Below are 13233 nucleotides of genomic sequence, written 5' to 3'. Positions count from 1 at the left end.
GCCAAATGGGAGTCCTGTGCTTCGGCCATCCTTGGATAAAAAATTCAGGCTAGTCAAGGCATTTTTTAAAGGCATAGCCCTAGCTATGGGGGAGAAAAATAACGCAGAATAGCAAGAAATTAAAGCAAAGGATAGAAGTGGCAGGGCTTTCATTTGGCCTTTGCCTGCGGCCCTTCGGGCCTGCTAGCTGTGGCTGCAGGTTAAAACCAGCAGCCATACAACAACCCCATTCTACATCTATAGTGCGGAGAGGATTAAAATCCTCTACCGCTTTGAACAAGGATTATTTTTTTCTGCGATAGTTTGATTTTGTTTTTTTCTCCCCCATAAATTTCATAAGAACCCTAGGGCCAAGGCCCTAGGCTATCGAAAAAATCGTCATCCCCTCATTCGAGGGGATTTTTCTTTGCCGTTGTGGTTGGGCTATTATTTTTTGAACCTGTGGGTTGAAACCCACAGCAACAAAAGAGGCCATACTAAGCGCAATAAAATGGGCCGATGGTTTCAACCATCGGCCCATAACTAGCAGGACTAAATTCTTGCGTCTAGAAGGAGCAAAGCGACTGGCCTAGCGATGTGCAGGGGTGGCCAAAGGCCAGACCAAGCGGGCGTAGCCCGCGCAGGGCCGAGCGAATAGCGAGCCACGAAACGTAGCGCCCGCCGAAGGCGGGAGGCCCCAGAAAAATAACTAATAAACTAATCCATTTTGTTTTATTGGCTAAATAGCCTATAAAGTTGTTTTGCCTGTTTGTTTAAGGGGTTTCCATTTAGTTTTAAGCTATCTAAAAATTTATACTCCAGTAAATTTATGGGCAGCTCTTCCAATTGGTTTTGAGATAGATTTACTTCTTTTAATTGCTGTAGTTGCCGTAATTCTCTAGGCCATATTTTAAGCTGATTTCCTGATAAATTCAGTTCATTTAGTGTTTTTACTTGATACAGCCCTATTGGTAAGCGATCTAATTTATTGAAGGCGAGGTTAATTTTTGCCAACTTAGGGTGATCTAAAAAAATGACATCTTCATTTTTTAATTGATTATCGAATAAAGAAATCTCTTCTATTTCGATTAGGTCAGGTAAAATCTCACTCAGGTTCTTTATTGAGTTTTGACTAAGATCTAAAACACGTAATTTATTTAGAATATTACTGTTTATTCTGATTTTTGTTAATTGATTACTAGATAAATTCAGTATTTCTAAGTTTTGAGGCAAACTGATTAGTTGCTTATTTAGAGCCAACTCATTAGCCCTTAAATCTAGCTCAATTAGCTTTGTGCAAGCCTCTATCTCTTTAGGCAACTGCCTTAATTTATTTTGCTCTAAATCTAGATATTTTAGCTGTTTAAGCTCACTTACTCCTTCTATTGCTGTAAGCTGACCATTTTTTAAGCTTAAATATTCCAAGTTCCTAAGTTTTTTAAGCTCCTTAGGATAAGTAGCTAAGCCAGTAATAGATAACATTTTGATTTGCTTACACTTAGTTAGTTGCTTAATTTCATTAGTTGATGGTCTTCTTGGGAGGTAAAGAGCTTGAGTTCCTGCCGTCAATTCATGAACAGCTCGGGCATAGACTAGCTGTTCCCCTTTTTTATTAAGCAAAAATCGACCATCTTGATTTATCGCTTCTAAGTATCCTGGAAAATGGCTGTAGCCGATATAGTCATAAATACAGGCGACTTTTACTCCTGTTTCCTTAATGAGGACACCGTATTTTGATTGAGAATTTTGCTTACAAAAAATGAATTCATATTGAGGAGCTAAATCATCCTTCTGGGGACTCATCCGCTTTAGATCTAGAAAAGCATTCAGTTCAAAGTTTTCTAAAACAGCTCTAATTTCACCACTTTTCTTGAAAAAAAATAAATAGTGATAAGCAGTAGCTGTATTGGGACTATGAATCTCATAATATGGCCGCTCTGCTTCCGATATATTAAAGTACAAAGTAGCCATCAACATTTTGTACTTTTTATGGTAGTGGCGAAAAACTAATCGGTTAGGACTATTAGTTAAGGGGAGCTGTAATTTTTTGGGGAGCAGCCCTTCTTCTAAAAAAGTAGTAGCGGTAAAGGAATCTACTAAACTCCGCTCCGTAACCTTTTGGAAGGCGACATCATCAATATAAACCGCTAGACTATCCTTATCAAAACAAGGCATTGGCAATGGTGGCAAATAACTCTTTGGACAAAGATTATAGAGGGGCTCTGAGGAAAAAACAGTATTAGATTTTATAAAACTATCTTGCTGATTGATATAGGCTATAGCATTTTGATAGCGTTTATACTGTGGCCGTTGGCAACTCAACAGAAGTAATAATCCGCCCCATAAATAAAGGCTTTTATATTTTGAGCTCATTTTGTGTCTAATTGATTTTGCTAAATGCTCTCCTTTATGCCCCTTTAGCTATATGGTTATCAACTACTCCAAATCAAGCTCAACAAAAGTACGTTCTTTTTCACTAAACCCTATTCGCCTCAAATACCTCCAGTCTTTGGCGCTAAAATCTTTTTGAGTTAGGCCAAAATAAGTTTCCAATGCCTTTATTTCTAATATAATAGGCTGATCTCTTTCCAAAACTTTAAAGAAAGCGATTCCCTGATTTTTCTTAAATCCTGCTACTTTCAAAAAGAGATCTCCTTTTTTGTCATAGGCTACATAATAAGGCGCTGCAGCATCTTGCAATTGAATGCGAAACAACAAAACAGAGGGAAATTTAGGCCCCCTCAAGCACTGCATATCAGCAGCATCTAATGCCGCAATGCCATCTGCATAAGAGGTATAAGCAGTAGAGCCCAAGCAAAGTAATTTGGCCTTAAAATACATGTTGGACAAGCTATCCTGTGCCAATAAAGCCGCTGGCCATATAAAGAAAAGGTAAATCACAAATCTCCACATAACTAATATACTTTTATTTCTTTTTCCATCTCCTCTGCACAATTTACCCTCCGGCTCTGCCTTCTTGGAAAATGCCCCGAAAAATCTCTACGAATCGCTTTTTCGCCCCAAAATAAACGCCGCCCTCGAACTCGCCTTCTAAAGGCTGAATATTCTTGCTGATCAAAACCTGCTATTCGATAAAATTGCCGCCGCCGCTCTTCATACACCAAATAAAAAACACAAGAATTATAACTATCCGCAGCTTGCTTCGAACTGATTTTAATCAAATAAAAGCCCTTTAATTTCTTCGCCTTATAAATCTCTGCAGGCTGCTGCTGCAACAACGCTAAAAGACTATCTTTTGGAAGCTGACGATATGCAGAAACCGTTAATAATTTAGCTTGCATCAACAAACTATCTCCCCCCTGCCCTTTTGCCCAAAAAGGCAAAGCGAAAAAAGTAAGTAGTGGTACAATACTCCACCCGTTCATGAATCTCTGGTAGTACTTAAATTGCCCTCTCATTTTGCTGAATTTGAGTTTTATCCCCCCTCTTTCACTTTCCCCTAGATGATAAATTCTCCCCCTTTGGTGCCTGCAATAGTGCAACAAGACTCCTTCTCAGAAAGAGCCTATATATATTTATTTGGGGCCTGCCGCCTACGGCGGCCGGGCCCTTGCGGGGCTCACAGGTCTGTTCGGCCCTTCGCCGCTTTTAGCGGCTCGGTCTGGCCTGCGGCCACCCTTGCAGGCCCCTAGGCCAAGTCGCTTCGCTTCTTTGCGGCGGCTTCGCCGCCTGTAGGATGGATGTATATCCCAGTGGGTTGAAACCCACAGCAACAAAAGCGGCTATGCTAAACACAATAAAAATGGGCCGATGGTTGAAACCATCGGCCCATATCATTTATAGCAAACAAGGGCTTTAGCCCGCCAGTTTGCATAGTCTACAACCATGGCCTCCAAACTGATCTAAGCCGCCAAAGAAGAAAGTCCAAAGGGACAAGACAGTTGATGCTATCAATTTAGACGGATAATTACTTAGCGTGACCTAATATATTTCAACTTATTATTTAACAAGAGTGTGTCTAGGGACAATATTTCCCCCTCTAAAGATACTTCAGAGTAGTATCGTCTAGCTTTTACCATTTCAGGATAGGGGAGGCCTTGTTGCATAAATCTAATAAATTAAAAACCAGCTAATTACAAAAAACCTTGCGAATTAGGCATAAAAAAAGGGACAAGCCCCGTAGATTTAAGTTTTTTCGACGAACAATAAAACCTCGAGCTGTCCCATGACAAATCTAAAAAAAACATACAGAATTACGCACTAACCAACAGATTTTATACGGCCCAAGGTAAGTTTCTTTTTAATGTTTGGTTCCCGCCTTTGGCAAGCAAAAACCTCATAGCTAAGCCTTCAAAACGCGGCAGACCTAAAACAATTTCTGATGAATTTATTCGCTATTTATTCCGTTTAAAAGTGCTTTTTTCTTTTGGATATCGACAATTAGAAGGTATTCTAAAATGCGTTATTTCCAAATATAATTTGGATGCTAAGCCCATATCTTTTACTCAAATATATCGTAGAGTCAAGAAACTAAAACTGAATATTAAGTCTAAAAAGAGGACTAAAGAAAGATCGGTAGCAATAGATAGTACAGGACTAAAAACAAAAGGACAGGGAGAATGGTTAAGAAAAAAATACTTGGAAAAGCAGCGCTCTAGCTGGATTAAAGTACATTTAGCAGTGGATGATAAAACAGGAGAAATATTATCTGTAGAGATTACCACAGAGCGAAAAACCGATGCTTCTCAACTCCCCAAAATGATGAAAAAAATGAAATCCTTGAATATCCGCCAAGTTTATGCAGATGGCGCCTATGACCAAATAAAATGTCGGGAAGCAATTTGTAAGGCTGGAGCGGTACCGTTTATTCCCCCACGTAAAAATGCTCGCCTAAAAAAAGGAAAAGATGGAGAGCTGGTTGACAGTTATCGCAATGATGATATTTTATATATCTGGGAGTTGGGAGCTACTGCTTGGAAACAAGATTTAGGCTATCATCGTCGAAATTTAAGCGAAACTGCAATGATGCGACTCAAGCACTTTTTCTCTGAACGGCTCTCTTCGCTCAGCTTTAAAATGCAGAAGCAAGAAGTCCTGATGCGTATTCAAATTTTAAATGAGCTTAATGCTGTCAAGTTGGAAGTTGTTACTAATCAGTAAGTTACGATTTATACAACAAGGCCGATAGGGGATAAAAAACATTCTCAGATCCAAACATTTTCCATTTAACTTACTTACATCTATTTTAATTGTATGATAATTTTTCTTCCTTATTTCTAAGGATAAAATTTTAGCCTGCTCTGACAATAAAACAACTCCTGATCTACTAATTTCTTTTGTAATAAATAATCGTTTCCCATCTATTTCAACGTCATACATAACTGTAACACTACTCTCTTTAGAGTACTCTGAAAGATCATTAAATCGAATCTGTGTTTTTTGACCGATCACATCAGCACATTCGGCCAAACTATATTCAGACCGATCACTAATTTTTTCAAAATTCAATACAAAACTCTTATCTGATTTATAATCAACAGCTCCTTTTCCGAAAATATGATAATCCAATTCAAAGTCATTTTTTACAAAAAACTTAAACGTCCCTAAAGAATCAATCACTATCTTACTTCTCGCAAAAGTAATGCTATCGAAATATGAATAAACGCCCTTTAATTCATTTTGAGCAAAAAAAGAATTTACAATTAAAAACTTACAAGCCAAAATTAACAAAATTCTCATAAAACTATTGTTTTTTCAAGATCCCCAAACGGGCGAAGCCGTATATAGGTGAATGCTCCTAGGGACAAGCCCCTAGGCGATTATTGGCTGAATCCTGCTTTTGAGTACTAAGCTAAACAGCCCAAATTTTATTCGGATACACAAAATCCTGAACAGTCCCCCACAAACCCCAAATAGGGGCCCTCTAAGGTATCTCCCTAGGTCCAACAACCCCAAAATAGACCTTCTCTACCGTATTTTATAGCTTAAAAAGCAAAAGAGACCGCTTGTTTACCTCAAGCTATAGGTCTAGTAACCAAAATTAGGGCTCTCCTACTGCTTTATAGACGTCTGGGACTGCATCATATAGGTCCAAAACTGCTTGCTTGGGGTAGAGCAACCCAAATTAGGGCTAAAGCTAGTCCTTAGCTGCGGTTCTTTTATCTATAATAGACCTTATGATACTGCTTAGGAGCGATTACTTTAACTATGCTTGAGGTTCATTATAGAAAAACTGAGGTTCTATAACTCCTCTAGTCCAGTCCACCAACTGCAAGTCTAGGCTTTGATCACCTTAGTTTGCAATTTGCTAAGGACTAGCTTGCAGTAAAAAAGCACAAACATAGAGTTTCACAACCTATACCATAGAGTTCAGGACGATAGCTATGCAGTAAAAGAACCTAGAACGAGCAGTTAATTAGTGCATTCAATGACTTTGACAACATATATTATAGGTTTCAGAACGACTAGCTAGGAGTTTTGCTCGTCTTTTCCAAAAACAAAGCAGAGGCGTTTAAGCCACTGCGGCAAAAAAGACCAAGGCCCAACAAAAGTGGCTGCGGCCTTTAGGCATTTTTATAATACCTGTGGGTTGAAACCCACAGCAACAAAAGAGGCCATACTAAGCACAATAAAATGGGCCGATGGTTTCAACCATCGGCCCATAACTAATTCTCAAATACTGATTTATAGCAAACAAGGGCTTTAGCCCGCCAGTTTGCATAGTCTACAAGCATGGGCTGAAGCCCATGGGCCCAAAACGGCCGAAGAAGAACGCCCAAAGAAAAAAGACCGTTGAGCGGCCCAGCGCTGCGGAGGGGTGGCCGAAGGCCAGACCGAGCCGCAAAAGCGGCGAAGGGCCGAACAGACCTGTGAGCCCCGCAGCATAGCGGCGGCCAACCGAGGCGAAGCCGAGCTGGCCGCGGGCCCCAAAACAACAACCCTCTCTCAAATAAATTTTAAAAAAAATGAGCCTCTCCTCAACTTTTTTACAAGATTGTTATTACAATTGATGTATATACATTAAATTAGCAGCAGATGAAACGAAAACAATTTTTAAAAGCATTAGGATTGGGCAGTTTGGGGCTCTTTGCTGCCCCCAAAATGGGCCAATCTGAGCCAAAGGGGCCAGAACAGCTAGGGTTTAATCACCTTCCAGCAGATGCTGGCGAACAGCAAAAAATAGGAAAAATGAAAACCGTTTTGCATAAAGCGAATAGCCGCGGACATGCCAACCACGGCTGGCTCGATACCTACCACAGTTTTAGTTTTGCCAATTACTATAACCCCGAACGCATGGGATTTGGCGCACTCAGAGTGCTAAATGACGATAAAGTAGCCGCCGCCCGAGGCTTTGGCCGCCACCCTCATGACAATATGGAAATCATCTCGATTCCTTTGTCTGGTGACCTTGAACATCAAGATAGTATGGGAAATGTTGCCCTGATCCAAGAAGGCGACCTCCAAGTGATGTCTGCTGGCACAGGCGTTTTCCATTCTGAAAAAAATAAAAAGCTAGACCAAGAGGTCCGCTTTCTACAAATTTGGGTGCTGCCCAATAAGAAAAATGTTGCCCCCCGCTATGACCAAATCAAGCTGGATCGGGCAAAAATGAAGAATAACCTCCTACAAGTCCTCTCTCCCTCTCCAAATGATGAGGGCGTCTGGATCCATCAAGAAGCCTGGTTTCACCTAGGCCATTGGGAGGCCGGCCACCAACAAGCATACAACTTGAAACGAGCCGGCAATGGCCTCTATATTTTTGTTCTCGAAGGACAAATTGAGGCGGGCACACAAGTTTTAGATCGCCGAGATGGTCTTGGCGTTTGGGATACCTCCAAACTTGAGCTCAAAGCGACAAAGGAGGCCAAAATTCTCCTGATGGAAGTTCCAATGAAATAATCAAAATTACCTTTCCGAATAAAAAATAACAATATGTCTTTAGTCGAAAATCTGAAATGGCGCTACGCCACCAAAAAATTTGATGCCAGCAAAAAAATCACTGCTGAGGTTTTAGAGCAACTCAAAACAGCCATCCAATTGTCTGCATCTTCTTATGGTCTACAATTGTACAAGGTTCTTGATGTGCAAAACCCTGAAGTACGCAAAAAACTCCAAGCTGCTGCTTGGGGCCAAAGCCAAATCGTAGACGCTTCTCAGCTCTTCGTTTTTACCATTCCCACTAGCTTTACCGCCGAGCATATCGATGAGTTAATCCAACTCACTGCCGATACTCGCGGCCTTGATCCCGCTGTCCTCAACGACTATAGCGAGTTCATGAAAGGTGCCCTTTTGAACCAAACCGAAGAAGGCGCCAAAAGCTGGATGGGCAAACAAGCCTATATCGCTCTTGGTACACTCCTAGCCGCTGCTGCCGACCTCAAAGTAGATGCCTGCCCTATGGAAGGCTTCGACGCCGCTCAATTTGATGAGATTTTGGGCCTAGATGGCTGGACTACTGCCGTTATTGCCACCCTAGGCTACCGCCACGAAGAAGATGGTATGCAACATGCCGCTAAGGTGCGCAAAGCCAAAGAAGTCCTCTTCGAAAATATCTAAGGATAGTTTGATTTTTGTGAATAGTCTGAGGGCTGGCCATTTTGGTCAGCCCTTTTTTTATCTTGAGCTTTATTATTTGGGGCCCGCGGTTAATTTTATGAGGGTTTTAACCCTCATTCATACATCATTGCGCAGCAATACCATCTGGCTGTAGGTTTTAACCTACCGAAAAAGGCCTTCTGCGGATATTGCCCACTAGGGCCGGCCAGCGCTGGGCCAATTCCCTCCCTGCTCTTAATCTCTCACACTGATGCAAATACCCTTTAATAAGCCCTATCTCACGGGCAAAGAAGCCCACTATCTCTATCAAGCGGTCCAATCGGGCCAATTATCAGGCAATGGCCAATTTACTAAGGCCTGCCAAAGCTTTTTTGAAAAGCGCTATGGCTTCCACAAATGCCTGCTGACCACCTCCTGCACCGATGCCCTCGAAATGGCCGCCCTACTCCTCAACATCCAGCCTGGCGATGAGGTCATTATGCCCTCCTATACTTTTGTGTCTACCGCCAACGCCTTTGTGCTCCGTGGGGCCAATATTCGCTTTGTCGATTCTCAGGCCCAACACCCCAATCTCGATCCCCAAGCTATTTTGCCCCTCATCAATGAAAAGACCAAAGCCCTAGTGCTGGTCCATTATGCCGGCATGGCCTGCCCTATGCAAGAGATTATGGACCTCTGCCAAAAGTATCAAATTGCCCTAGTTGAAGATGCCGCCCAAGCCATTGATGGCTATTATCAAGGGCAGCCCCTCGGCAGCTTTGGCCAATTGGCCTGCTTCTCTTTTCATGAGACCAAAAATATTATTGCTGGAGAAGGTGGACTGCTCGTCATCAATGAGCCTAAACTGGCCCAAAGAGCTGAAATCATCTGGGAAAAAGGCACCAACCGGGCCGCCTTTTTTCGGGGAGAGGTCGATAAATATGGCTGGGTAGACCTAGGCTCTTCTTTTTTGCCCTCCGAAACCGTAGCGGCCTTTCTCTTTGCCCAATTGGAAGAGCTCGACCAGATCCAAAATGCCCGCAAAGAACGCTGGAACCGCTACTTTGAAGCCCTTTATCCCCTGGCCCAAAAAGGCCTGATCGAACTGCCTAATATTCCAGAACACAGCAGCAATAACGCCCATCTCTTTTACCTTATTTGCAGGAGTCTAGACGAAAGAACGGCCCTGATACAAGCGCTCAGAGCCGTTGGCATTCATGCTGTTTTTCATTATCTCCCCCTACATGCTAGTCCATTTTATGGACCAAAACACGATGGCCGCAAACTGCCACAGGCTCAGCGCTATGCCGACCGCCTGCTACGGCTCCCCCTCTTTTTTGAGCTCCAAGCTCAAGAACAGCAATTTATTATCGATCAGATTTTCCAGTTCTTTAAGTTGGATCGTACTTAAATTTGGGCAAATAGTTAAAGACTTCCTTCAAACAGGCTGCAGTCAATTCCGCATCTTCTAGGGCATTGTGCATATCGCCTTCTCGTTCCAAACCAAAATACTCGGATAGGGCGCCTAGGCTAAGGCCCTTAGAAGTAGGCTGTCCGTTTTCTCGGAGCAAACGGAACAAGAAATAGGCCTGCTGATATAAATCAATGGTTTTAAAGGAGAAAGGATAAGGCTGCTTGAGGTCCATATAGGCAAAACGCAAAAAGTTGATATCGTAATGCACACTTTGCCCGCAGACCACTAGGCGCTTGAGTGCCCCTGGCTTTTGATGTTCCTGCCATTTTTTGTGTCCCAAAACGGTAGTGACAGCCCAGTTTTCAAAAGCTTCTATGGCCTCGTGTAGCATAGGGGCCTCGTCTAGAATTTCTAGGGTTAGGCCATGTACTTCTAAGGCGGGCAGCGAGAAGCTCTCTTCATTTTCGGGATAGACATTGGTTAAAAAACTACTTTTTTTCTCCCAATTTTCATCATAAATGGCGGCCCCAATTTGTACAATCTCATGCCAGCCGGGCTCGGTGCCCGTCATCTCCAAATCAAATACTAGATAGTTCATCTTTGTTTTTTTTATGAGCGCTAAAGCTATTAAAAAAGCGGGAGTAGGGCCAAAAAAAAACAACTTTTGTGGTCTAAAGGGCCGAAGAGCTGCCGCCCGAGCAAAAGAAAAAAGAGGAGCGGCTGAGCGATGCGGAGCGGGTGGCCGCAGGCCAGACCGAAGGCGAAACGAAGTGAAGCCTGAAGGGCCGAGCGAGCAGCGAGCCCGGAACAGCCCGACCCGCCCGAAGGGCGGGGCAGCCCCAAAAAAAGCCATCCTAAGGATGGCTCATGGATTAGAGAGCTTCTAATTCAGCTGCTAACTCTTTATCATTTATGGGCTTAAATTCCCCCTCCATATTTTGTAAATCGCTTATTTTGGCTTCCATTTTCATAAATTCTAATTGATCGCCCAGATACTTTATGCCGATCAATTTAGCTTGATAAGCTTTGGGCACATTGCTAAAAGCCGCCTGAGAGTTGGCCCGCATAATGCTATTTATATTCTTAAAAATCAGGAAGTACTGCGTGTTGGTAGAGGCATTGGCCAAGGTCAAATTCATTTTATCAACATCATCATTTAAGAAGCGGTCGCAATTGATCCAGCCGAGGCCAGAAATCTCCATTTGGCTCAGTACTTTTTTATTGGCCTCCTCTTCTTTTAAGATACCGTAGCGATCTTTTTTGGCCAATATTTCAGCATCCAGGCTATCCGTTCGCTGGCAAAGTTTGGCTGCCTTTTGCTGTGCGGTCTCGGCTTGTAGGCTCAGGTGCAAGCAGTTGCTATAAGCCTCTGTGCGCCAATTCCTATTAGTTTTCTCAATATTTTTCTTGTTCAACTGCTTCTTCAGTGCTAGATATTTCTTTTGGCCCTCAGGACTAAATCCCCGAAGTTCTTCTTTGAGCAAATACGCTAGTTTAATTTTCAGGGCTTCCAGTTCCATATCTTTTTTCCAAACCAGCTCACTCTCCTTTTTCCTCCCCTTTTCTTCCTCCTCTATTTCTTCGGTCCAATTCTGTTTTTCTTTTTCGTAATATTTTTTCAAAAAACCGATATAATTTTCCATTGGCTTTTGATAAGCATCAGCATCAAACTCTGGGCGTAGGCCTTCAACGGCTGCAATTTCTGCGGTAAAGTCACCTTTTTTCTGATTTTGATAAAGAGGCAAGAGCTCTTGGTGACCGCCTAAGGTAGATTTATGTCGACCATACTCATCCAAATTGTAGCACTGCAGCAGATATTCTGTCTGTTCTGAGAGCAGCTGGCCCAAGCGCTCATGGCTAAATGCTTGCAGATAAGCTAAAAGCTCCTTGGCCTCCTGATGTTCCTCATTCAAAAAATCGTTATAGGCCTTTTGCTCTGCTGCGTATTGGTTACGCTGTTTGGCATAAGCGGTACTATCTTTTTGGTAGGTCTTATATTTTTTTCGCCATTGCCGCTTTTTATTGTTGTAGCTTTTGCGGGCTTGTTGTTGTTCTTTGCCAATTCTTTGCTGATAAACTTCCTCTGTTTCGCCCTTTTTCTTTGGGTATTTTTTGGCCAAATAGGCATCAAAATCAACAAAAGTTCGCTCTACCTTTAGCCGAGGTAAGCGCAGCTTAAAGGAGTTCAATGCTCTTTTATTTCTAAGGCTCAAGATGGGCTCCTTAGTTAAGTAAATCAATTCTTCTTGGCGGGCGAAATAGCTACTATCCAAGAAGGCTAGTCCTCTCTGGCCTTCCCTCTCCCTGGCCCATATTTGCTGGCTGCCCGTGGCCTGCCAGTTAATATCGCTATGCGGGTTGGCCGTATGCGGGCCCTGAAAAATTTGCATGCCGGGCAAAGCCGCTGCTGTTCCTGGGAACCCTAGAGTTATTTTTTTGCCCTCAGCCAAGCGCAACTCCTCTCCATTTTCGCCCTTAGCGGCCAAATAAATCATGCCTCCCGTTTCAATCAACTCTCCATTGGAGGTGGTGGTTAGATTTTGTAAAATCATGTCCTTCATACTCAGGGCCTCTTGCAAAACCAAGCTGACTTGGCCTTGATAGGTTTTGCCATTGGCAAGCAGAAAACTATTAGCTGGGATGTCAATTTGAATTCCCTCCTTGCCCTGAATAAACTTTCCTTTTTGGGCCGAAAAGCTAAAGAACTGCTGTGCCTTTTTGCGCTGACCGGCATAAAAAGAAGCCCAAACATCATTGTTTTTGACTTCCTCAAATTCCTCTGTATTGTAAAAATAGAGATCAATCCGACGCAACTGCTGCCGAGCTTCCGCTATAGGCAATTGCCCATTCAAAGGCTGTCGCTCATAGGGCAATTGCTCAAATTGTAGCTGCTTAAAGCCCAACTCTTGAACAAACTGAATAATGGTCTTTGCTCGATTCTCGGCCAAAACCTCATTGTCTATATCGCTTCCCAAATCATCGGTAAAGGGCTGGATTTTTAAGACAGACAAAGGCCGCGCTCGCAAAATCTTAGTCAAATCGGCCTGCTGTTTTGCGGTCAAGCTATAAGCATTGGGCGCATAAAAAAGCTGGTATTTGTCCTGCGCCAAAAGCGCTAGGGGCAGCAAAAAAATAAAACTCAAGGAAAGTAAATATCGCATAGGCTACAATTTAGGGGTTAAGGTTTTATGCTATTTCTCTTATAAGGGCAAGAAAAGCAATTGTTACAGCTTCTAGTGGCCCAACAGGAAAAATTAAAGCGATCTCAAACGGGTTTGAAGCTCCTCTTTAGTCAGAGATTCAAACTCTATGTTCATCCCTCTTAGTTCTTTTCCTTTGCCTTC

The 13233-nt window shown here is 42.7% G+C and carries 11 protein-coding genes; 4 read left to right on the top strand and 7 right to left on the bottom strand.

Going from position 1 to position 13233, the window contains the following annotated elements:
* Nucleotides 1-79: 79 nt before the first annotated feature.
* The 4 genes from PPO43_RS13220 to PPO43_RS13205 form a co-directional block, all read right to left on the bottom strand.
* Complete coding sequence (locus PPO43_RS13220) at nucleotides 80-280, bottom strand: hypothetical protein (RefSeq protein WP_272618541.1); 201 nt, start codon at nucleotides 278-280, stop codon at nucleotides 80-82.
* 431 nt (nucleotides 281-711) lie between these two features.
* Nucleotides 712-2352 carry a leucine-rich repeat domain-containing protein gene (locus PPO43_RS13215; RefSeq protein WP_272618539.1) on the bottom strand — a complete coding sequence of 547 codons (1641 nt, stop codon included), beginning with the start codon at nucleotides 2350-2352 and terminating at the stop codon, nucleotides 712-714.
* 63 nt (nucleotides 2353-2415) lie between these two features.
* Nucleotides 2416-2892, bottom strand: a complete 477-nt coding sequence (locus tag PPO43_RS13210) for a hypothetical protein (protein WP_272618537.1) — start codon at nucleotides 2890-2892, stop codon at nucleotides 2416-2418.
* 2 nt (nucleotides 2893-2894) lie between these two features.
* On the bottom strand, nucleotides 2895-3398 hold the full coding sequence (locus tag PPO43_RS13205; RefSeq protein ID WP_272618534.1) for a hypothetical protein: 504 nt from the start codon (nucleotides 3396-3398) through the stop codon (nucleotides 2895-2897).
* 862 nt (nucleotides 3399-4260) lie between these two features.
* Here PPO43_RS13205 and PPO43_RS13200 point away from each other — a divergent pair.
* The gene (locus tag PPO43_RS13200) at nucleotides 4261-5100 is read left to right on the top strand and encodes an IS5 family transposase (protein ID WP_442985426.1); all 840 of its coding nucleotides are present in this window, start codon (nucleotides 4261-4263) and stop codon (nucleotides 5098-5100) included.
* Here the strand turns inward: PPO43_RS13200 and PPO43_RS13195 are convergent.
* Nucleotides 5053-5679: a hypothetical protein gene (locus PPO43_RS13195; RefSeq protein WP_272618532.1), complete on the bottom strand. Its 627-nt coding sequence runs from the start codon at nucleotides 5677-5679 to the stop codon at nucleotides 5053-5055. The two genes, PPO43_RS13200 and PPO43_RS13195, sit on opposite strands and share 48 nt — an antisense overlap.
* 1296 nt (nucleotides 5680-6975) lie before the next feature.
* Here PPO43_RS13195 and PPO43_RS13190 point away from each other — a divergent pair.
* From PPO43_RS13190 to rffA, 3 genes are all read left to right on the top strand, one after another.
* Nucleotides 6976-7839, top strand: coding sequence for a pirin family protein (locus PPO43_RS13190; RefSeq protein ID WP_272618530.1), 864 nt, complete (start codon nucleotides 6976-6978; stop codon nucleotides 7837-7839).
* Nucleotides 7840-7872: 33 nt separating this feature from the next.
* On the top strand, nucleotides 7873-8496 hold the full coding sequence (locus PPO43_RS13185; protein WP_272618529.1) for an NAD(P)H-dependent oxidoreductase: 624 nt from the start codon (nucleotides 7873-7875) through the stop codon (nucleotides 8494-8496).
* Between the two features lie 250 nt (nucleotides 8497-8746).
* Nucleotides 8747-9886, top strand: a complete 1140-nt coding sequence (rffA, locus tag PPO43_RS13180; protein WP_272618526.1) for a dTDP-4-amino-4,6-dideoxygalactose transaminase — start codon at nucleotides 8747-8749, stop codon at nucleotides 9884-9886.
* Here rffA and PPO43_RS13175 read toward each other — a convergent pair.
* Nucleotides 9867-10487, bottom strand: a complete 621-nt coding sequence (locus tag PPO43_RS13175; RefSeq protein WP_272618524.1) for a 3'-5' exonuclease — start codon at nucleotides 10485-10487, stop codon at nucleotides 9867-9869. The genes rffA and PPO43_RS13175 overlap by 20 nt on opposite strands.
* A 274-nt stretch (nucleotides 10488-10761) precedes the next feature.
* Complete coding sequence (locus tag PPO43_RS13170) at nucleotides 10762-13050, bottom strand: cell envelope biogenesis protein OmpA (protein ID WP_272618522.1); 2289 nt, start codon at nucleotides 13048-13050, stop codon at nucleotides 10762-10764.
* Nucleotides 13051-13233: the final 183 nt, after the last annotated feature.

The sequence above is a fragment of the Saprospira sp. CCB-QB6 genome, from assembly GCF_028464065.1.
Lineage (GTDB): Bacteria > Bacteroidota > Bacteroidia > Chitinophagales > Saprospiraceae > Saprospira.
This window is presented reverse-complemented; position numbering and strand designations above follow the sequence as displayed.